18 protein-coding genes are annotated in these 19,345 nt (G+C 64.9%); 10 read left to right on the top strand and 8 right to left on the bottom strand.

The annotated features are described in order from the left end of the window. Positions 1-88 precede the first annotated feature (88 nt). From BUA54_RS15800 to BUA54_RS15780, 5 genes are read left to right on the top strand one after another with little or no spacing between them, the layout of a single operon-like run. A complete protein-coding gene (locus BUA54_RS15800; protein WP_072858233.1) occupies positions 89-2,176 on the top strand; it encodes an HAD-IIB family hydrolase in 2,088 nt (695 codons plus the stop codon). Next, positions 2,173-3,348: a glycosyltransferase gene (locus tag BUA54_RS15795; RefSeq protein WP_072858232.1), complete on the top strand. Its 1,176-nt coding sequence runs from the start codon at positions 2,173-2,175 to the stop codon at positions 3,346-3,348. The genes BUA54_RS15800 and BUA54_RS15795 overlap by 4 nt, the downstream gene beginning before the upstream one ends. A gap of 10 nt (positions 3,349-3,358) precedes the next feature. Beyond that, positions 3,359-4,402 (top strand): glycosyltransferase family 2 protein, encoded by a 1,044-nt coding sequence (locus tag BUA54_RS15790; protein ID WP_072858231.1) that lies wholly within the window; start codon positions 3,359-3,361, stop codon positions 4,400-4,402. Between the two features lie 23 nt (positions 4,403-4,425). Then, on the top strand, positions 4,426-5,553 hold the full coding sequence (locus tag BUA54_RS15785; protein ID WP_245810719.1) for a glycosyltransferase: 1,128 nt from the start codon (positions 4,426-4,428) through the stop codon (positions 5,551-5,553). Next, entirely contained in the window at positions 5,546-6,274 is a 729-nt protein-coding gene (locus tag BUA54_RS15780; RefSeq protein ID WP_072858229.1) for a Crp/Fnr family transcriptional regulator, read from the top strand. The genes BUA54_RS15785 and BUA54_RS15780 overlap by 8 nt, the downstream gene beginning before the upstream one ends. Positions 6,275-6,330: 56 nt before the next feature. Here the strand turns inward: BUA54_RS15780 and BUA54_RS15775 are convergent, their stop codons facing one another. From BUA54_RS15775 to BUA54_RS15740, 8 genes are all read right to left on the bottom strand, one after another. After that, positions 6,331-7,578 carry a flavin-dependent oxidoreductase gene (locus tag BUA54_RS15775; RefSeq protein WP_072858228.1) on the bottom strand — a complete coding sequence of 416 codons (1,248 nt, stop codon included), beginning with the start codon at positions 7,576-7,578 and terminating at the stop codon, positions 6,331-6,333. Further along, the gene (locus tag BUA54_RS15770; RefSeq protein ID WP_143155460.1) at positions 7,579-8,028 is read right to left on the bottom strand and encodes a cupin domain-containing protein; all 450 of its coding nucleotides are present in this window, start codon (positions 8,026-8,028) and stop codon (positions 7,579-7,581) included. A 27-nt stretch (positions 8,029-8,055) separates the two neighbouring features. Further along, positions 8,056-8,742: an ABC transporter ATP-binding protein gene (locus tag BUA54_RS15765; protein ID WP_072858226.1), complete on the bottom strand. Its 687-nt coding sequence runs from the start codon at positions 8,740-8,742 to the stop codon at positions 8,056-8,058. Then, entirely contained in the window at positions 8,742-9,491 is a 750-nt protein-coding gene (locus BUA54_RS15760) for an ABC transporter ATP-binding protein (RefSeq protein ID WP_072858225.1), read from the bottom strand. The genes BUA54_RS15765 and BUA54_RS15760 overlap by 1 nt, the downstream gene beginning before the upstream one ends. After that, positions 9,488-10,462, bottom strand: coding sequence for a branched-chain amino acid ABC transporter permease (locus tag BUA54_RS15755; protein ID WP_072858224.1), 975 nt, complete (start codon positions 10,460-10,462; stop codon positions 9,488-9,490). Before BUA54_RS15755 ends, BUA54_RS15760 begins: the two co-directional genes overlap by 4 nt. Then, complete coding sequence (locus BUA54_RS15750; RefSeq protein WP_072858223.1) at positions 10,459-11,379, bottom strand: branched-chain amino acid ABC transporter permease; 921 nt, start codon at positions 11,377-11,379, stop codon at positions 10,459-10,461. Before BUA54_RS15750 ends, BUA54_RS15755 begins: the two co-directional genes overlap by 4 nt. 27 nt (positions 11,380-11,406) lie before the next feature. Next, entirely contained in the window at positions 11,407-12,591 is a 1,185-nt protein-coding gene (locus BUA54_RS15745) for an ABC transporter substrate-binding protein (RefSeq protein WP_072858222.1), read from the bottom strand. A gap of 163 nt (positions 12,592-12,754) precedes the next feature. Further along, positions 12,755-13,585: an alpha/beta hydrolase gene (locus BUA54_RS15740; RefSeq protein ID WP_072858221.1), complete on the bottom strand. Its 831-nt coding sequence runs from the start codon at positions 13,583-13,585 to the stop codon at positions 12,755-12,757. A 254-nt stretch (positions 13,586-13,839) separates the two neighbouring features. Between BUA54_RS15740 and BUA54_RS15735 the strand changes: the two genes are divergently transcribed. The 5 genes from BUA54_RS15735 to BUA54_RS15715 are packed head-to-tail and all read left to right on the top strand — an operon-like array spanning position 13,840 to position 19,295. Then, positions 13,840-16,128 (top strand): bifunctional salicylyl-CoA 5-hydroxylase/oxidoreductase, encoded by a 2,289-nt coding sequence (locus BUA54_RS15735; protein WP_072858220.1) that lies wholly within the window; start codon positions 13,840-13,842, stop codon positions 16,126-16,128. After that, positions 16,125-16,868, top strand: a complete 744-nt coding sequence (locus BUA54_RS15730; protein ID WP_072858219.1) for an SDR family NAD(P)-dependent oxidoreductase — start codon at positions 16,125-16,127, stop codon at positions 16,866-16,868. The genes BUA54_RS15735 and BUA54_RS15730 overlap by 4 nt, the downstream gene beginning before the upstream one ends. Next, positions 16,865-17,335 carry a MarR family winged helix-turn-helix transcriptional regulator gene (locus tag BUA54_RS15725; protein ID WP_072858218.1) on the top strand — a complete coding sequence of 157 codons (471 nt, stop codon included), beginning with the start codon at positions 16,865-16,867 and terminating at the stop codon, positions 17,333-17,335. The genes BUA54_RS15730 and BUA54_RS15725 overlap by 4 nt, the downstream gene beginning before the upstream one ends. Then, on the top strand, positions 17,332-18,132 hold the full coding sequence (locus BUA54_RS15720; protein ID WP_072858217.1) for an enoyl-CoA hydratase family protein: 801 nt from the start codon (positions 17,332-17,334) through the stop codon (positions 18,130-18,132). The genes BUA54_RS15725 and BUA54_RS15720 overlap by 4 nt, the downstream gene beginning before the upstream one ends. A gap of 2 nt (positions 18,133-18,134) precedes the next feature. Then, complete coding sequence (locus BUA54_RS15715) at positions 18,135-19,295, top strand: acyl-CoA dehydrogenase family protein (RefSeq protein WP_072858216.1); 1,161 nt, start codon at positions 18,135-18,137, stop codon at positions 19,293-19,295. Positions 19,296-19,345 lie beyond the last annotated feature (50 nt).

Below are 19,345 nucleotides of genomic sequence, written 5' to 3'. Positions count from 1 at the left end.
CGCCTCAATCGTGGCGGCCCAGTTGCGCGAGGGCCGCCCTCGGAACCGGGGGGAGGGGGGGACGTTATCGGACATCAGAGGATACCATATGCACATTTTCCATCTCGCACTGGGGGGTTGCCTGACGGCCCCACGAGTCAATTATGGCCTGACCGAGGATACCGGCGGCCACATTGCCTATGTCCTGGGCGCTGCGACGGCTCAGGCTCAATGCAGTCATGTGACATCTGTGACCGTTGTGACAAGAGCCTTCAATGATCCCTCGCTCGGCGAAGACCATGCGAGGATTTACCAGCCCGTGGAACCGGGGCTTGTCATTCGCAGGCTGAGGACGGCAAACGGTGCATACCTCGCCAAGGAGGCCCTTGCCGCCGAACTGCCGGCTCTCATCGATGCCTTCCTGACCATGCTGGAAGATCTGGACGAACGCCCGGACGTAATCCACGCGCACTTTGCCGATGCCGCCTTGCTGGCACAGGCGGCGAAGGATCGTTTCGATATTCCTTTCATCTACACGCCCCATTCTCTCGGTATCGACAAGCTAACCCATCTCAAGGGCGTGGCCGGTCCGCTTCTGACAGCACGGATTGCGCAGGAGAAGGCCGCCTTGCACGCGGCGGATGCAATCGTGGTCTCGTCGCGGGACGAGGCGGAGCGTCAGATTTCCGCCTATGGCCTGCAGGTCGATGGCAAGGTCTACCGGGTCTGGCCCGGTGTGGACCTGACTGGGGCGGGGAAAACGACGGAAGCCGTAGCCAGCACCTTGGTCCAAGACAGCCTTGCCACGCCAGAATTGCCGATGATCCTGGCGATCGCTCGACCCGTCGCGCGCAAGAACCTGCAGCAGTTGGCAAGAACCTATGCGGAGAGCGCGGCACTGCAGGATCGTGCCAATCTGGTGATCCTGGCCGGTCAACACGGTGCGGATGTGCAAGAGAGTGCTGAAACCGCAGCTGTCTGGGCCGAACTGAATGACATTCTTGCGGGCGCCGATCTGCGGGGAAAGGTTGCGCTACCGGCACGTCACACGCCTGCCGATGTCGTCGCGATCTATGCGAAGGCGCGTGATACACGCGGTGTCTTCGTCAACCTTGCGTTTCATGAACCCTTCGGGCTGACCCTGTTGGAGGCGGCAAGCCACGGTCTGCCGGTCGTGGCCGGCGACCGGGGCGGGCCGCTGGATATTCTGGCGCAGACCGGCCACGGCATTACGCTCGACCCGACGGACGAAGCGGCCATCGTGGCAGGGTTGACGGGACTCCTGTCCGACCCCGCTGCATGGGATTGCCACGCACAGGCGGCGCTGCGCAACGTCGGCATGTTTGACTGGACCGTATGGGCAGATCACGTCACAGCGATCTGCGCGGACCTGATTGCACCCCCATGGATCAATCCGCGACCGGCCTACATCCTTGGCAGTGACATCGATCATACCCTGACCGGTTGTGCCCGGGCGGCGGCGGCGCTGGCGGAGTGGCACGCCGACCGCCGGGGGCTTTTTGTCGTGGCGACAGGCCGTTCGATCGTCGAGGCACGGCGGATCTTACAGGACTGGTCCCTGCCGCTGCCCGACGTCTTCGTCACGGCTGTTGGGACGGAAATTCACCGTCGGGACGACGCGGGTCGTTGGGTGCTCGATGCCGACTACGCCAAGCTGCTCGACAGTGACTGGAAATCCGCAGACATCGCCGCCTGTGTCGAAGCGGCCGGCATCGCCTGGCAAGCGGATATCGAGCAGCGGCGCTGGAAATTCGGCTGCCTCGGTGACTCTGCAGAGGCGGACCGTCTTCGCCAAGTGTTGCGCGCCGCAGGATTGGCGGCCAAGGTCATCGCGTCACACGGTCGGCTGATCGATATTTTGCCGGTGCAAGGCGGCAAGGGAAAGGCGCTGACGTACCTTGCACGCTGCTATGCCATGACGGCGGCGGATGTGATCGCCGCTGGCGACAGCGGTAACGATGTGGACATGCTGACGTCCTGCGGCCGCGGCATCGTCGTCGGCAACGCTCTGCCGGAAATCGCGGATCTGCAGGGTCTGCCGCATCTTTATCACGCCCGTGCGTCTTACGCTGCAGGTGTTCTGGAAGGGCTGACGGCTTTCGGTCTGGCGGGAAGCGACAAACCATCCTTACCTTACCGGCCCTTCGCGGTGTCCAGCCTGCGGATCGCGTCATGAACGCTCCTCTTCGCGCCTTCGATCCCGCTGCCCCCATCGGCTATTTCGTCCACCATCAGGGGAGGGGCCACGCAGAGCGATGCGCCGCCATCGTCAATGCCCTGCCGGCGCATCGGCCGGTCACGATCTTCTGCGCCCGGGACGACATTTTTCCGCCGCTGCGGGCCGGAGTGGAGATCGTGGTGATCCCGTCGCTATTCGAACCCACGGGCGAGGAGGTCGCCAGCGATTTCACATCGCAGCCGGACACGCTGCATTGTGCCCCGCTCGGCTGGCCCGGCATCCGCGCGGCCATGGGTATTATGGCGCAGTGGTTCATGACTGCGAACCCGGCCCTGATGATTTGCGATGTCTCGGCCGAGGTCGCGCAACTGGCGCGCATCTGTTCCGTGCCGCATGTGAAGGTGCTGCAGCACGGGCGGCGCGACGACCCGGGCCACCGCGCGGCCTATGACGGTGCCGCGGGATTGCTGGTGCCGGGGGCTGCATGCCTTGCGCAGGACGACTGGAACAACGCGATGCGGGAAAAGACCTGCTTCGCCGGCGGCTTGGGCGCCGATCTGAACCTTCCCGATCCACAGGTTGCACGGCGCCGGCTCGGTATCGCCGATGACCGGAATGTCGTGTTGGTGCTGTCGGGCGGTGGTGGCACGGGTTTCCCCTCTGCCCCCATTGCTGTCGGCGCACGTGCCTTGCCCGGTAGCCTCTGGCTGACAGTGGGCACGATCGCCCGGGACTGGCATGCGACAGAGCCGGCGAACCTGCGTCACGATGGCTGGGTCAACAACATCGCCGATTACATCGCGGCTGCGGATTGCATCGTCGCCTCTACCGGCAACACGACATGCCAGCAGGTTCTGGCAGCCGGCAAACCTTGGGTCGCGGTGCCGGAATGGCGGTATTTCGACGAGCAGGTCGAGAAGGCCCGTGTCTTGCACCGCGAAGGCGTCGCCCATGCGGTGCCGGGTCTGCCGTCCTCTGTCCAGCAATGGCGTGCCGCAATCGAAGCGGCGCATACGGGCCACGATCCGGATCGTCAGCGGGCCTGCGTGACGCCGGATTCCGCTGCCCGTACCGCCGACTGGCTTGAGGCGCTGATTGCACGCCTTTGGCCCGATGCCACCCTCACCCCCCTGACCACGGGCCGCGTCACCGCGCGGGCCGACACATAGGAGCACGATCATGAATGCCCATCTGCCTGCCATCGATGCACCCGTTTCCGTTCTGACGCTGGCGCGGGGGCGCGCGACACATCTGCACAACGTCGTTCTGGGCCTGACTCGGCAGACCCGTCAGCCACAGGAATTGATCATTGGGGTCATGCAGGACGAACCTTATAGCAACCTGCCGGAAACGTCCTTTCCCATCCGGCAGGTGATGATCGACGGCACGGCCCTGCCGCTGGCACGGGCCCGCAACCGCGTAGCTGAAGATGCCGCTGGCGAAGTTCTGATCTTTCTGGACGTCGACTGTATCCCGGCGCCTCGTTTGGTCGCGGACTACACCGCACAGATGGCTGAGGCGGACGGGCTGTTCATGGGCGAAGTCATGTACCTGCCCGCAGGCGCCGCCACCGAAGGGTGGGATTACGACCGCTTTCATCAGGTCGCCGTCCGCCACTCCGACCGGCAGGGCCCGCCGGAAGAGGCCCGCCGGGCCTGCCACGATTATCGCTGCTTCTGGTCGCTCAACTTTGCGATGTCGCGCGCCAGCTGGGACCGGGTCGGCGGTTTCGATCCGCGGTTCGAAGGCTACGGGGGCGAGGATACTGATTTCGGCCGTACCATATCAGAGATCGGGATGCCGATCTGGTGGATGCGCGGCGCGAAGGTGTTCCACCAGTATCACGACCATTGCATGCCGCCGATCCACCATGTCGCCTCGGTGATTCGTAACAGCGAGCTCTTCGCCTCGAAATGGGGGCATCGCACGATGGAACATTGGCTGCACGCCTTCCGCATGATGGGCCTGATCGAAAATTGCCGCACCGGCCTGCGCATTCTGCGCGAACCTGACGATGCCGATTTTGCCCTGTGCCGTCAGGCCGAGGACATGCCCTATGCGGCCACGGGGCGAGTCATACGTATCCTCGAGGATCGACAGCGCGCCAAGGCAGGATTGGCGCCGTCGGACGCTTCGATGGTAGAGCGACTAGAAACCATGCACCGTGAACAGGAGGATCTTCTGTCCCCGGTGCATGGTGCCACCGGCGTCGCGGCCGAGTGATGCGGATCGCGGTCGTATCACACGTGCGGCACCCCATCGCGCCCCCTTTCATGGGCGGGATGGAGGCGCATTCATGGCATCTCGTTGCGGCATTGGCCCGCGCCGGTCACGACGTCACGCTGTTCGCAAGCGGAGACAGTGCAGTAGGCCTGCCCGACGGGGTTAAACTTTATCCCATCCTGCCAGAGCATTACGACCGACGTTATCCTTGGCACGACTATCACGGCACGGAGACGTTGAACGCCCATGTGGATGCAGGCTTCGCCCGCGCCGCCCGCGCTCTGGTGGAGGGTGACTTCGATGTAATCCACAACAACTCGCTTCACCGCTATCCGCCGCGGCTGGCCCGGGTGCATCGACTGCCGATGGTCACGTCACTGCACATTCCGCCTTTCGACGCATTGCGGCGAGCGGTTCACGAAAGTGCGGCACCTTGGTCGCGGTTTACCGTCACGTCCCATCGACAACTGCGTGTCTGGTGGCCGGACGGGCAACCGCCGGAGGCGACGGTCGCCTACAACGGGATCGATATGGCGCAATGGCCCTATGCCCCGGGCGGTGACGGGTCTGCCATATGGGCGGGACGGATTACTGAAACCAAAGGCACTCACCTTGCTGTGCAGGCGGCCCGCATGGCAGGCATTCCCCTTACGATCTATGGCACGATAGAAAATGCGGGTTATTTCGACCGCACCATCGCGCCCTTTCTGGGCGATAGCATCCGCTATGGCGGTCACCTTCAGGGCCAAGAACTTGCCGCAGCCTACGGTCGCGCCTCTGTGTTGCTGTTCACCCCCTGTTGGGAGGAGCCCTTTGGACTGGCGGCGATCGAGGCGATGGCAACCGGACTGCCTGTCGCGGCCATTGCCAATGGTGCCGCGCGAGAGGTTATCGGCGCCGCCGGCATCTATGCCGCGCCGGATCGGTTGCCCGACCTTGCGACGGCCCTGCGGCGTGCGATGCGGATCGATCCCGCCGTGCCCTATCAGAGGGTCGCGGAAAGCTATACCATTGCCCGCATGATCGAGAATTACGAAGCCAGCTATGCCGCGGCAATCGCGGGGGCCGCCCGCATCGACACCCCAACGGTGACGTTTCCCCCCATCGAATTGGCACTGGCCCCGCCTGTACGTACATATATCCATGCCTGAAAAGACCGCGCCACTGGCGCAGATCGGCATGTTGCGTCACTTGACGCATGCACACTGGACACGGATCGAGCCGGAATTCTCGACCTTGCGCCATTGTGCGGCGGGCGAGACCGTCAGCGAGCGGGGTCAGCCGTTGTCGCAGAGCCTGTTGCTGCTGGACGGCATCGTCGGACGAAGAATCAGGACTGGCCGCAATCACAGCGGACGTCATCATCTCGTTGCCCTGCAGGTGCCCGGGGACTTCGTCGACTTGCATGCCTATCCGTTGAAGGTACTCGACCATGACATCGTCGCCATCACCGATGTGCGAATGGCCGCGGTGTCCCACACACGGCTGAAGGCGGTCCTTGGCAGTCATCCGGAACTTTCGCGGCAGCTTTGGTCTTTGACCCTTGTGGACGCGGCTATTCACCGGCACTGGGCGCTGCGTAACGGCACCATGCGGGCCCTGCAGCGCGTTGCCAATCTTTTCGCTGAACTCGTGACACGTCTGGACGAAGGGCACGGCACTACCGGCGACACCTACCTGCTCAACCTGACCCAGCCACATATCGGCGATGCCTGCGGATTGAGCGGGGTGCACGTCAATCGCGTACTGCGCAGCTTGCGAGAGGCGAACTGCTGCACCTATGCCAAGGGACGTCTGGTGGTGCAGGATCGCGCAGCTCTGAACAGGATCGCGGATTTCGATCCTTATTACCTCTATCTGCCGGAAACCTGAAAAAGGGCCGCCGTCGGTTCAGTCTTCGACGCGGGGCGGGATTTAAGGTCGTGCCATCAAGCGGTGGTCCGCGGGACCGCAACCTTGGCGTAGCCGGCCATGCTGGCATAGCCTGCAACGATGGACTTCCGGTCCTCATAGCTCAAAACGCGGTCGATGTCGGCGAACCCCGCGGGCGCTAGCCGTTCGACCACATCGATCACACGCTCGGGCCCGCCGATGCGGTTGGTTTCCACGACCGCGGCGGTTTTGGGCAGGCGATCCTTCTCGTAGGACCAGAGTGCCGCGCGTGGGTGCTCTGCCGTTGCCAAAGCATCGGCAACGCAGCGGGCATCGAGAATGGCCTGCGATGCGCCGTTCGATCCCACCGGATACATCGGATGGGCCGCGTCGCCCAGCAGCGTTACCCGGCCAAAGGTCCAGCGGGGCAGTGGGTCGCGGTCCGCCATCGGGTATTCGTAGATGACGGGCGTGGCGCGGACCAACCCTTCGATGTCCATACCCGTCACATGAAAGCGCTTGGCATGGGGCAACACGGTCGCAAGTGATACCTGCCGCGACCACGTGTCCGGCATTGGAGAGGAGAGGGCCGGGTCCTTGATCCGCACGTTGACGACCCAGTTAGTCAGCTGCATCCCATTATGCGGCGGGGCAATCGGGTAGAGGACGAACTTGCCGCCCAGTCCGCCACCGATCGCCATGCTCTCGCCATCCTGCCAGATCGGCCAATCCGCGGCCCCACGCCACATCGCAACTCCCTGCCAGCTGGGAGCACCCTCGTCGGGGTAAAATGTCTTGCGCCCCTGTGAATGGATGCCGTCTGCGCAAATCAGCACGTCACCCCGCGCGGTCAGCCCGGTGCTTCCGGCGATGGAATCCGTGAAATGTGCCGTCACGCCGCCCTCATCCTGCACAAACCCGGCCAGCCGCCGCCCCGTCAGCACTGCGTCCACGCCAAGCCGTTCGGTCACGGCATCGAAAATCAGTTTTTGCAGGCGGCCCCGGTGGATTGAGAATTGCGGTACGTCGTGACCTGCATGCAGGCCGCGCAGCTCTGACCAGACTTCTTGCCCTGCTCTGGTCAGATAGGACAGGTGGCGGGTGCGCACGCCGGTCCGGTCGAGGGCCGGCAGCAGGCCGAGCGCATCGAGTTCCCTGATCGCGTGGGGCAGGACGTTGATACCGACGCCGACCTCGCGCACCTCGCGCGCGGCCTCGAACAGCTGCACCGGAATGCCGCGCTGATGCAGCATCAGCGCCGTGACCAGCCCGCCGATCCCCGCCCCGGCGATCAGGACCTTCATCTAGGCATCCCCGGAAGGAGGGAGGAAGTCGACCTCGTGTTGAGCGGACACCGCCACGACATCCGCCGGATTGGCCTGAGGGCCAAGGTTGTGCAGCGCCCAGAACAGATCGTACAGGCGCCGCGAGGGAGCCACCCAGAACAGGCACTTGATCGTACCTGGCGTTTTATTGAAAATGCCGTGCGGGATGCCCATCGGCAGGCGGATCAGGTCGCCCGGCTCGGCATAGGCCTCTACCCCGTTCAGCAGCACGTCGAAGCGACCGTCTAGGACATAGATGAATTCGTCCTGCGTGGGGTGGATATGGGGCGGCACGAAGGTCCCCTTCGGCAGCGTCGCGTGCCAAGACATCGACCCCTTGGAATGGGACTTGGGGACATAGGTCTGCCCGAGGATGTTCCAGCTGATATCATCCATGCCGGAGCCTGACCTAGTCACACCGGGGATCATCGTCATCAGATTGGTCCTTTCGTCAGGTTACACATGCAAAAACCGGTCCTTGACCTCGGGGGTCGACAGGATCTCGGCGGTGGTGCCGTGCCAGACGACGCGACCCTTCTCGATCACGACGTGACGATCCGCGAATTTCGTCAGGGCATCGACATTCTTGTCGATCACAAGGATCGCCTCGCCTTCGGCTTTCAGCCGGGCAAGGCAGGCCCAGATGTCGGCGCGGATCAACGGTGCAAGCCCCTCGGTTGCCTCGTCCAGCACGACGAGCCGCGGGTTCGTCATCAGGGCCCGGCCGATCGCCAGCATCTGTTGTTCGCCGCCACTCAACTGGTTGCCCATGTTGCGTCGCCGTTCAGACAGCCGTGGAAATAGGTCATAGATGCGGTCCAGCGTCCATTTCCCCTTCGTTGCCGTGGCTTGCAGGTTTTCTTGCACGGTCAATGTCGGGAATATCTGCCGCCCTTCGGGCACCAGTCCCAGACCCGCGCCTGCGACCAGATGCGGCGCGGCGCCCGTCAGGTCTCGGCCGTTTATGCAGATATTACCGCCCGTCGGGCGTAGCAGACCAAAGATCGACTTGATCGTCGTCGTCTTGCCCATGCCGTTACGCCCCAGAAGCGTCACGACTTCACCCTGCGCTACGTGCAGATCAATGCCGAAGAGAATGCGGCTTTCGCCATAGGCAGCGGTGAGACCGGTGACATCCAGCATCAAGCAGCCTCCTCGTCGCCCAGATAGGCTGCGCGCACCTTCGCGTCGTTGCGGATCTCATCGGGGGTGCCCGTCGCGATGATCTCTCCGTAGACCAGCACCGATATGCGGTCGGCTAGGGCAAAGACTGCGTCCATATCATGCTCGATGAGAACCGTGGCAAACCGACCCTTCAGGGCAGCAAGGCGCTGAACAAAGGCCCCGGCTTCCTGCCCGCCGATGCCGGCCAGAGGTTCGTCCAGTAGCAGCACGCGTGGCTGCGTCGCCAGCGCGATTGCAAGCTCAAGCTGGCGGTGCTCGCCGTGGGACAGGGCAGAGGCGCGGACGTCGGCGCGGTGGTTCAGACCGGCCTTGGCAAGCACTTCGTAGGCGTCGTCGTTCAGCGCTGCCTCTGCTGCCACCGGTGCGAAGAAGCGGAACGAGGAACCCGATCGCGCCTGCACGGCCACGGCCACATTCTCCAGCACCGTAAACCGCGGCAGGATCGAGGTGATCTGGAACGACCGGGCAAGGCCGAGGCGCACCCTCTCGGCCATGCTGCGCCCCGTCACGTCCCGCCCGTCGAGCAGGACTGCGCCGGAAGCCGGCGCGATCTGTCCCGACAGTTGCCCGATGAGCGTGGTCTTGCCGGCGCCGTTGGGGCCGATGATTGCGTGCAACTCCCCGGGGGCGACATCAAAGGAGACATCCTTCGTCACCTCAAGGGCGCCGTAGGTCTTGCACAGGTTGCGGACGGACAACAGACTCATCGGCGCCCCCGTGCGATCCGGTCCAGCGCGCCGGTGATCCCGTGCGGCGAATACAGAACCATGACGATCAGGAAGACGCCGAACAGCAACCGCCAGTGCTCTGTCAGCACGGCCAGCCAATCCTCCAGCAGCAGGGCCACGACCGCGCCGCCGATGGCTCCGGTCAGGTTGCCGACGCCGCCCAGCACCACCATGACGATCAACTCGCCCGATCGGTGCCAGTTCATGAAGGCAGGCGACACGAACTCTGCCTGGTTGGCGAGGATCACGCCCGCGATGGAGGTCATGCAGCCCGAAATCACGAAGGCCGTCAGCTGATAGCGAAAGGGGGCGAGGCCGATCGCCTCCATCCGGACGGGGTTTTCGCGGGTGCCGATCAGGACGCGCCCGAAGCGCGACCCGACGATCCGGGTGGCAAGAGTGAAGAGGGCGATCAACAAGCCGAGGGCCACGTAGAACAGCGTGCGGTCATCTTCCAAGGCCTGCGATCCGAACAGGGTGGACCGGGCCGGAAGCGGGGTGCCGTCGTCGCCGCCGAAGGCGGACAGCGAGACGAAGAAGAAATAGGCCATCTGCCCGAAGGCCAGCGTGATCATGATGAAATAGACGCCCCGGGTCCGCAGCGAGATCGCCCCGGTGATCGCCGCAAAGACGGCAGAGATCGTTACGGCAAACGCGATGTGCAGCACCAGATCCGTTACGCCGACGCTGTTCAGGATCGCGACCGCATAGGCCCCGAAACCCAGATAGGCCGCATGGCCGAAGCTGACCATCGCCCCGTAGCCAAGGATCAGGTCCAGCGCCATCGCGGCGATGGCATAGGCCAGGATGCGGGTGCCGATCAGCAGCAGGAACGGATCGTCCGTCACGGCAGCAATAACCGGCAGGGCGGCAAAGCATGCAAAGATCAGCAGGGCGAGCCAAAGCCGGGCGGACAGGCGCGCGGGGGCCGGCGTGGCGGTGCCGATCATGACGGCTTTGGCCCGAAGAGCCCTTGCGGGCGGGCGAAGAGGATCGCGGCCATCAGGATGTAGATCAGCATCGGCGCCAGCATCCGGCCGGTCTGCCCGGCCGCAGCCGGTTCCATGACGAAACGCAGCAGGATGGGACCAAAGGTCTTGCCCAGCGTGTCGACGATGGCGACCAGCAGCGCCCCAAGGAATGCGCCCCGGATCGACCCGATCCCGCCGATCACCACGACAACGAAGGTCAGGATCAGCACGCTTTCCCCCATCCCCGTATCCACCGACAGGATCGGCGCCACGATGGCCCCCGCGAAACAGGCCAGCACCGCCCCGAGGGCGAAGACCAGCGAGTAGAGCCTGCGGATGTTGACCCCGAGTACCGAAACCATGTCACGGTTGGTGGCGCCTGCGCGCAGCAACATGCCGATGCGGGTATGGTTGATGACGACGTAAAGCCCCGCCGCCACCGCCAACCCGGCGGCGATGATTGCAAGGCGATAAACCGGATATTGCAGCGGTCCGATCAGGGCGATCGAACCGCTCAGCAAGTCAGGCATCGGGACGGACAGCGGGGAGGGGCCCCAGATGATCTTGACTCCCTCGTTCACGATCATCACCAGACCAAAGGTCGCGAGCACCTGATCAAGGTGCGACCGAGCATAGAGTGGCCGGATCACCAGCCGCTCGATCACCAAGCCGACGGCAAGGGCTGCTGGAAACATCAGCAGCAGCCCAAGCCAGAAACTGCCCGTCAAACCGGCAAAGGTCGCGATCAGGTAGGCCCCGATCATGTAAAGCACGCCATGGGCCAGATTGATCACATCCATGATTCCGAACACCAGCGTCAGACCGGCCGCGATGAGGAACAGAAGCACCCCCAGTTGTGCGCCGTTCAGAAGTTGCAGAATGAACAGGTTCGTCATGCGTCTCTCCGGCCCGAGCGGTCTGTCTTACATCGGGCACTGATCGGCGTAGTTGTCCTTGTAGTCGTCGAAGATCTTCTCGACGATCGCGGTCTGATACTTGCCGTCCTCGCGTTTTTCGGCCTTTACGAGATAGAAGTCCTGGATCGGGAAGTTGTTGTTTCCGAAAGAGAAGTCGCCACGCGGGCTGTCGAAGGCCGCCTCGTGCAGCGCGGCGCGCAGCGCATCCCGGTCGGTCAGGTCGCCGCCCGTCGCGCGCACTGCCGAATCGATCAGCTGGGCTGCATCGTAGGCCTGCATCGCGTAGGTGCCCGGCACGGCGTCATAGGCGGCAAGGTAGCCGTCCACGAAGGCCTTGTTCGCCGCATTGTCCATGTCGGGCGCCCAGTTCGCGCCGCCCATCAGGCCAAGGGCTGCATCCTGGGTCGCGGGCAGGGTCGTCTCGTCCACGGTGAAGGCCGACAGGAACGGAATCGTCGTCAGGCCCGCCTGGCTGTACTGCTTGACCAGATTCACGCCCATGCCGCCCGGCATGAAGGTGAACAGGGCATCGGGCTGGAACGCCGCGATCTGCGACAGTTCGGCAGAGAAATCCAGTTGCCCCAGCTCGGTAAAGACCTCGCCCGCGACGCCGCCAGTGTAGGAATGTTTGAAGCCGTTCAGGCTGTCCTTCCCGGCCTGGTAGTTCGGCGCCATCAGGAAGACGTTGGTGTAACCCTGCTTCTGCGCGTAGGCGCCCATCACCTCGTGGTTCTGGTCGTTCTGGTAAGAGGTGGCAAAGAAGTTCTCGTTGCACTCCGCCCCCGCATAGTTCGAAGTGCCGGCATTGGTGGAAATCAGGATCGTCCCGGTTTCCGTCACCGGCTTGTGGATTGCACCGAGAATGTTGGAGAAGATCGGACCGACGACGAAATCGACTTGATCCCGCGCCACCAGTTCCCGCGCCTTGTCGGCCGCCAGATCCGGGCGCTGTTCGTCGTCGATGATGATGACCTCGGTCTTCATACCGCCCAGATCGCCGATCTTGTCGACTGCGAGCATGAAGCCGTCCCGGGCCTGCGTGCCAAGCGCCGCAGCAGGACCGGACAGGGTATAGATCAGCCCGATCTTGAGGACGCCGTCATCGGCGCCCGGCAGATCCTGCGCCGTGGCGGGCAGGGCCGCCGTCAAGGCCGCAAATGTCGACGCCAGCAGGCTTGTCGTGGTCTTCATGTGAATACTCCCTGTGTTGGAACGCCCCGCTGCCCGGTTTGATGGATCAGCTTTTTCGGGTGCGAATATTTTGTGTCTCGATATTTAAGGCTTGAAGTATCTTTCCGGTCAAGTGAGTCGTTTCGTGGTCCCGCTCGTCCGGAATCCGGTCTCGGCGATTGCCTCAAACTTCATCAGGATCGTGGAGCGCCGTCCGCGTCAAGGGCGACGATCCATGGGCCAGCCCGTCGATCACGTTGAAATGGTGACGGTCGGGTTCGACCACGGCTTGTGTCGCGCAGCCCAGACCGTGCCAGATGTTCGCCAGCAGTGCGGTCTGGCGCAGAAACTCCTGCCGTTCTCCGCCGCCGACCCACGTCGTCAAGCGGACGCCCGGCAGGGGCCGTTTCAGCGCAGGGCTGCCCGCCGTGGCCGAGGCCATGTCGAGTCGCAGCATTTCGTTGCGTGTCGTGGCCAGCAGCGGGCGCAGGTCGTGCAGACCGGAAAGTGACACCACATGCCGCAGGCGGCTGAGGGTGTCGGGCGACAGCGGCGAATCCTCGCACATCATCGCCGTCACCAGATGACCGCCGGCAGAATGTCCGGCCAGCACCACGGGGCCTGAGACGGCCGCCGCGGCGTGGTCGATGGCGCCGCCGACCTGCACGGTAATTTCTGCGATGCTGACTGTGGGGCACAGATCGTAGGACGGGATCGCCACGGCCCAGCCTTTCGCGACAGCCCCCTCCGCCAGATGCGACCAATAGGATTTGTCCAGCGCGACCCAGTAGCCGCCGTGAACGAAGACAAGGAGGCCCTTCGGCGTCCCCTCCGGCAGGAACAGATCGTATTTCGACCGTTCGGTCTGGCCGTAGGCGATATCGAGGCGGTTGGACCCGCGGTCGCGGAAGGCCTGCGCCGGGGCGACCCAGACTCCGGGCCAGTCGGATCCGTTCGGAATGTTGCGCCCGTTTTCATAGGCGTCGTCCCAGTCGTTGACCGCAAAGGTCGTCATTCGGATTTCCCCTCATCTTCAACGCGATACCGCGTGGTCAAGAGCACCTTTTTTCACCGGTCCGGTCCCGCCTGCCGCCCCGTCATGCCCCTGATTGCGTGGTCAAGGCGGCGGTCGGATCATCCCGGTTGACCTGACGCTAGGCAGATGGAAAAAGTATTTCAAGCTCAAAACATTTTTGCTTGAAGTAAATTCCGACGGCGCCTAGCGTTTGTATGGGGTGACGACTCGAGTGCCTCGAAAGGGAAGAGCTCATGCGCATTGCCTGCCTCGGCGGAGGACCTGCCGGCCTCTACTTTGCCATATCTCTGAAGCTGCGTCAGCCAGATGCAGACGTCGTGGTGTTCGAGCGCAACCGCGCCGACGACACCTTTGGCTGGGGCGTAGTGCTGTCCGACGAAACCCTCGACAACCTGTCCCGCAACGACGTCGTCAGCGCCGCGACGATCCGCGAACATTTCGCCTATTGGGACGACGTCGCGCTGGTGCACAAGGGGCAGAAGGTCGTGTCCACGGGGCACGGGTTCTGCGGCATCGGGCGCAAGCGGCTGCTGATGATCCTGCAGGACCGGGCCCGCGACCTTGGCGTCGACCTGCGGTTCTCGACCGAAGTCGGGCCGGCCACGGATTACATGGACGACTACGACGTCGTGGTCGCCAGCGACGGCCTGAATTCGCGCACCCGCTCTGCCTTCGAGGGGGCCTTCGCGCCCGACATCGACCTGCGCGCCTGCCAGTTCGTCTGGCTCGGCACCAGGCAGAAGTTCGACGACGCCTTCACCTTCATCTTCGAGGAGACCGACAAGGGCTGGCTCTGGGCGCATGCCTACCAGTTCGACCCGGACACGGCGACCTTCATCGTGGAATGTTCGCAGGCGACCTTCGACGCCTACGGCTTTGGAGAGATGTCCCAACAGGAGAGCATCGCGATCTGTCAGGAGGTCTTCAAGGATCACCTTGGCGGTCATCCCCTGATGACCAACGCCAACCACATCCGCGGGTCCGCCTGGATCCGCTTTCCGCGCGTGCTGTGCAAACGCTGGAGCCACAAGAACGTCGTGCTGCTGGGCGACGCCGCCGCGACGGCGCATTTTTCGATCGGGTCGGGAACGAAGCTGGCCCTGGAATCCGCCATCGCGCTGGCAGAGAATCTGTCGACCCAGCCCGACGTGGCGACGGCCTTCCGCGCCTACGAGGATCAGCGCCAACTCGAGGTGCTGCGCCTGCAGTCCGCCGCGCGCAATTCCGTCGAGTGGTTCGAGGATGTGGAGCGCTATCTCGACCTTGACCCGGTCCAGCTCAACTACTCCTTACTGACCCGGTCGCAGCGCATCAGCCACGAAAACCTGCGCGCCCGCGATCCCGCATGGCTGGCCGCCGCGGAACGCTGGTTCCAGGCGCAGGCCGGCGTGCAGGCCGACGGTCCCGCACGCGCGCCGATGTTCGCCCCCTTCACCCTGCGCGACATGACCCTGAAGAACCGCGTCGTCGTGTCGCCCATGGCGCAGTACAAGGCCGTCGACGGCTGCCCGACCGACTGGCACCTGATCCATTACGGCGAACGGGCCAAGGGCGGCGCGGGTCTGGTCTATACCGAGATGACCTGCGTCTCGGCCGAGGGCCGCATCACGCCCGGGTGTCCCGGCCTCTACGACCCGGCGCACGAGGCCGCCTGGACCCGCATCGTCGATTTCGTCCACACCGAGACCACGGCGAAGATCTGCTGCCAGATCGGTCACGCCGGTCGAAAGGGATCGACGCGGCTGGGGTGGGAAGGGATGGACCAGCCGTTGTCAGCTGACAACTGGCCCCTGATCTCGGCCTCGGCCCTGCCGTGGTCCGACGCCAACGCCACCCCGAAGGAGATGACGCGCGAGGATATGGACACCGTCACGGCACAGTTCGTGTCAGCCACGCAGATGGCCGCCCGCGCCGGGTTCGACATGATCGAATTGCACGCGGCGCACGGCTATCTGATCTCCTCCTTCATCTCGCCGCTGTCCAACGTCCGCACGGATGAATACGGCGGCCCTCTCGAAAACCGGATGCGGTATCCGCTGGAGGTCTTCGCGGCGATGCGCGCGGCTTGGGGAGACGCGCAACCCCTGTCGGTCCGCATCTCGGCGACCGACTGGACCGACCGGGGCCTGACCCTCGAAGATTCCGTCGCCGTCGCACGGATGTTCGCGGCGGCCGGAGCGGATATCGTTGATGTCTCGGCCGGGCAGACCTCGACCGACGCGCAGCCGGTCTATGGCCGCATGTTCCAGACGCCGTTTTCCGACCGAATCCGGAACGAGACGGGGATCCCCACGATGGCCGTGGGCAACATCTTCGAGGCGGATCACGTCAATTCGATCCTGATGGCCGGCCGCGCCGATCTGGTCTGCCTCGCCCGGCCGCACCTGTCCGATCCCTATTGGCTGCTGCATGCTGCGACGGCCCTCGGCGACCGGCAGGAAGACTGGCCGCTACCCTATCGCGCGGGTCGGGATCAGGCCTGGCGTCTGGCCGACAAGGAAGCAGAGGTCGCGCGGGCATGAGCGTCGCGGGCAAGCATGTCGTCGTCACCGGCGGCGGATCCGGCGTCGGGGCGGAAACGGCGCGCCTGTTTGCCGAGGCCGGTGCGCAGGTCACGATCATGGGCCGCACCGAGGCCGCGCTGAAAGGGCAGCGTCTGCCCTATCAGGTCTGCGACGTGACCGATGCCGCCGCCGTCGCGGCCGCCTTCGACGCGGCCCGCACTGCCCGTGGGCCCATTGCGGCGGTGATCGCCAATGCCGGGGCGGCGGACAGCAGACCCTTTGCCCGCATGTCGGCAGATGACTTCGAGGCCATGCTGTCGGTCAACGTCACCGGCGTCTTCAACGTCTGGCAGGCGGCCCTGGCCGACATGAAGGCGGCGGGCTGGGGCCGGATGATCGCCGTCGCCTCGACCGCGGGGCTCAAGGGCTACACCTATGTCGCAGGCTACGTCGCCGCCAAGCATGGCGTCGTCGGCCTGACCCGGGCCTTGGCGCTGGAACTGGCGAGGACGGGGATCACGGTCAACGCGCTATGCCCGGGTTTCATCGACACGCCGATGCTGGACCGATCGGTCGCCAACATTGTGGCCAAGACCGGCAAATCCGCGACCGAGGCCGTGGCGGATCTGACCGCCGGCAATCCGCAGAAGCGCCTGATCCAGGCCGACGAGGTGGCAGGCGCGGCCCTGTGGCTGTGTTCCGACGCGGCCCGATCCGTTAACGGCCACGCCCTGTCCCTGTCCGGGGGCGAGACATGAGTGCCAACAGCCAGCCCCGCAGTGCCAGTGCGGAGTCCAAGGCCCGCCTGCGCCTCTGGCTGCGCCTGCTGAAAAGCACGCGGGGGGTGGAGGCGGAGCTGCGCGAACGCCTGCGGCAAGAGTTCGGATCGACCCTGCCGCGCTTCGACGTGATGGCAGCCCTGTCGCGCTTTGATGCCGGGCTGAAGATGTCGGCCCTGTCCGGCGTGTTGCGGGTGTCGAACGGCAACGTCACGGGCATCGTCGACCGTCTGGCCGACGACGGCATCGTGGTGCGGGTGCAGGTGCCCGGCGACCGACGGGCCACGCTGGTCCGGCTGACCCGCAAGGGTCAGGAGGAATTCGCCCGTCAGGCCGCAGCGCACGAGCTGTGGATCGACGAGCTGCTGGGCGACTTCGACGGCGACGAGGCCACCGATCTGGCCGCACGATTTGATGCGATGGCCCATCGCGAGGAGGACCGATGAGAACCGATGTCACCCATTTCCGCTGCAGCGTGCAGGACGGGATCGCCCATGTCGCGCTGGACCGGCCCGACCGCAAGAACCCGCTGACCTTCGACAGCTACGCCGAACTGCGCGACTGGTTCCGCGATCTGGCCTACGACGACGCCGTGCGCGTGGTGATCTTCGGGTCGAACGGCGGCAACTTCAGCTCTGGCGGCGACGTGCACGAGATCATCGGGCCCCTGACCAGGATGTCGATGAAGGACCTGCTGGCCTTCACCCGGATGACCGGCGATCTGGTCAGGGCGATCCTGTCCTGCGGCAAGCCTGTTATCGCGGCGGTGGACGGGGTCTGCGTCGGCGCCGGCGCGATCATCGCCATGGCGTCCGACCTGCGGATCGCGACGCCCGCGGCCAAGACCGCCTTCCTCTTCACCCGCGTCGGTCTGGCCGGCTGCGACATGGGGGCCTGCGCCATGCTGCCGCGGATCATCGGACAAGGGCGGGCGGCGGAACTCCTTTACACCGGGCGGTCCATGTCGGCGGAGGAGGGCGAGCGCTGGGGCTTCTACAACCGTCTCGTCACGCAAGAGGCGCTGGACGGCGAGGCGCTGACGCTGGCGCGGCAGATCGCGGCGGGGCCGAATTTCGCGCACATGATGACCAAGACCATGCTGCTGCAGGAATGGGCGATGGGACTGGACCAGGCGATCGAGGCCGAGGCGCAGGCGCAGGCGATCTGCATGCAGACCGCGGATTTCACCCGGGCCTTCGACGCCTTCGTGGCCAAGGACCGCCCGGTGTTCGAGGGGAACTGACGATGGCCGACCGCTCCTTCCTTGACTGGCCGTTCCTCGATGCCGCGCACCGCGACTGGGCCACGTCCCTCGACGACTGGGCCGGTCCCGCGCTGGCCGACGTCGATCACGCGGATACGGATGCGGCCTGTCGGTCGCTGGTGAAGACGCTGGGCGACGGCGGATGGCTGATGCCCACGGCGATCGATCCGCAGGATGAACGCCCGCTGGACGTGCGGACGCTGTGCCTTGCGCGGGAAACGCTGGCGCGGCACGACGGGCTGGCGGATTTCGCCTTCGCGATGCAGGGGCTTGGCACCGGTGCGCTGTCGCTGTTCGGCACCACGACGCAGCGCGACGCATGGCTGCCGCTGACCCGGACCGGGCAGGCCATCGCCGCCTTTGCCCTGACCGAGCCGCAGTCGGGATCGGACGTGGCCCATTCCACCATGACGGCAACACTGGACGGCAACCACTACGTCTTGGACGGCGAGAAGACCTGGATCTCGAACGGCGGGATCGCGGATGTCTATACCGTCTTTGCCCGCACGGGCGAGGCGCCGGGGGCCATGGGCCTGTCGGCCTTCGTCGTGCCCGCCGACACGCCCGGCCTGACCGTGGCCGAACGGTTGCAGACGATCGCGCCGCATCCCCTGGCGCGGCTGCGCTTCGATGGCTGCCGCTTGTCGGCGGACGCGATGATCGGGCAGCCGGGGCAGGGCTTCAAGATCGCGATGTCGGTGTTGGACGTGTTCCGCACCACGGTCGCGGCGGCGGCGCTCGGGTTTGCCCGGCGCGCGCTGGAGGAAAGCCTCGCGCGCGTGAAGTCGCGTCAGGTGCAGGGTGCAACGCTGGCCGATCTGCAGATGGTGCAGGCGCACGTGGCCGACATGGCGTTGCGGGTCGATGCGGCCGCCCTGTTGGTCTACCGCGCCGCCTGGGCCAAGGACATGGGCGCCCCCCGCGTCACGCGCGAGGCGGCGATGGCCAAGCTTTACGCTACCGACGAAGCGCAGAAGGTGATCGACGCCGCCGTCCAGCTGCATGGCGGGGACGGCGTGCGGCAGGGCGCCGTAGTCGAGCGGCTTTACCGCGAGATCAGGGCCCTGCGCATCTATGAGGGCGCATCCGACGTGCAAAAGGTCATCATCGCCCGCGCCACTCTGGCCGAGGCCGAAGGCTGAAGAACCGCCCGCACATGACAGGTGCAGACTGCACCGCCACGAATTCCAGA

It is taken from the genome of Loktanella atrilutea, assembly GCF_900128995.1.
In the GTDB taxonomy this organism is placed as follows: domain Bacteria; phylum Pseudomonadota; class Alphaproteobacteria; order Rhodobacterales; family Rhodobacteraceae; genus Loktanella; species Loktanella atrilutea.
This window is presented reverse-complemented; position numbering and strand designations above follow the sequence as displayed.

Coding starts and splice junctions, on each gene's coding strand:
- BUA54_RS15800 (WP_072858233.1), top strand. CDS start 89: ATGCACATTTTCCATCTCGCACTGGGGGGTTGCCTGACGGCCCCACGA.
- BUA54_RS15795 (WP_072858232.1), top strand. CDS start 2,173: ATGAACGCTCCTCTTCGCGCCTTCGATCCCGCTGCCCCCATCGGCTAT.
- BUA54_RS15790 (WP_072858231.1), top strand. CDS start 3,359: ATGAATGCCCATCTGCCTGCCATCGATGCACCCGTTTCCGTTCTGACG.
- BUA54_RS15780 (WP_072858229.1), top strand. CDS start 5,546: ATGCCTGAAAAGACCGCGCCACTGGCGCAGATCGGCATGTTGCGTCAC.
- BUA54_RS15775 (WP_072858228.1), bottom strand. CDS start 7,578: ATGAAGGTCCTGATCGCCGGGGCGGGGATCGGCGGGCTGGTCACGGCG.
- BUA54_RS15770 (WP_143155460.1), bottom strand. CDS start 8,028: ATGATCCCCGGTGTGACTAGGTCAGGCTCCGGCATGGATGATATCAGC.
- BUA54_RS15765 (WP_072858226.1), bottom strand. CDS start 8,742: ATGCTGGATGTCACCGGTCTCACCGCTGCCTATGGCGAAAGCCGCATT.
- BUA54_RS15760 (WP_072858225.1), bottom strand. CDS start 9,491: ATGAGTCTGTTGTCCGTCCGCAACCTGTGCAAGACCTACGGCGCCCTT.
- BUA54_RS15755 (WP_072858224.1), bottom strand. CDS start 10,462: ATGATCGGCACCGCCACGCCGGCCCCCGCGCGCCTGTCCGCCCGGCTT.
- BUA54_RS15750 (WP_072858223.1), bottom strand. CDS start 11,379: ATGACGAACCTGTTCATTCTGCAACTTCTGAACGGCGCACAACTGGGG.
- BUA54_RS15745 (WP_072858222.1), bottom strand. CDS start 12,591: ATGAAGACCACGACAAGCCTGCTGGCGTCGACATTTGCGGCCTTGACG.
- BUA54_RS15740 (WP_072858221.1), bottom strand. CDS start 13,585: ATGACGACCTTTGCGGTCAACGACTGGGACGACGCCTATGAAAACGGG.
- BUA54_RS15735 (WP_072858220.1), top strand. CDS start 13,840: ATGCGCATTGCCTGCCTCGGCGGAGGACCTGCCGGCCTCTACTTTGCC.
- BUA54_RS15730 (WP_072858219.1), top strand. CDS start 16,125: ATGAGCGTCGCGGGCAAGCATGTCGTCGTCACCGGCGGCGGATCCGGC.
- BUA54_RS15725 (WP_072858218.1), top strand. CDS start 16,865: ATGAGTGCCAACAGCCAGCCCCGCAGTGCCAGTGCGGAGTCCAAGGCC.
- BUA54_RS15720 (WP_072858217.1), top strand. CDS start 17,332: ATGAGAACCGATGTCACCCATTTCCGCTGCAGCGTGCAGGACGGGATC.
- BUA54_RS15715 (WP_072858216.1), top strand. CDS start 18,135: ATGGCCGACCGCTCCTTCCTTGACTGGCCGTTCCTCGATGCCGCGCAC.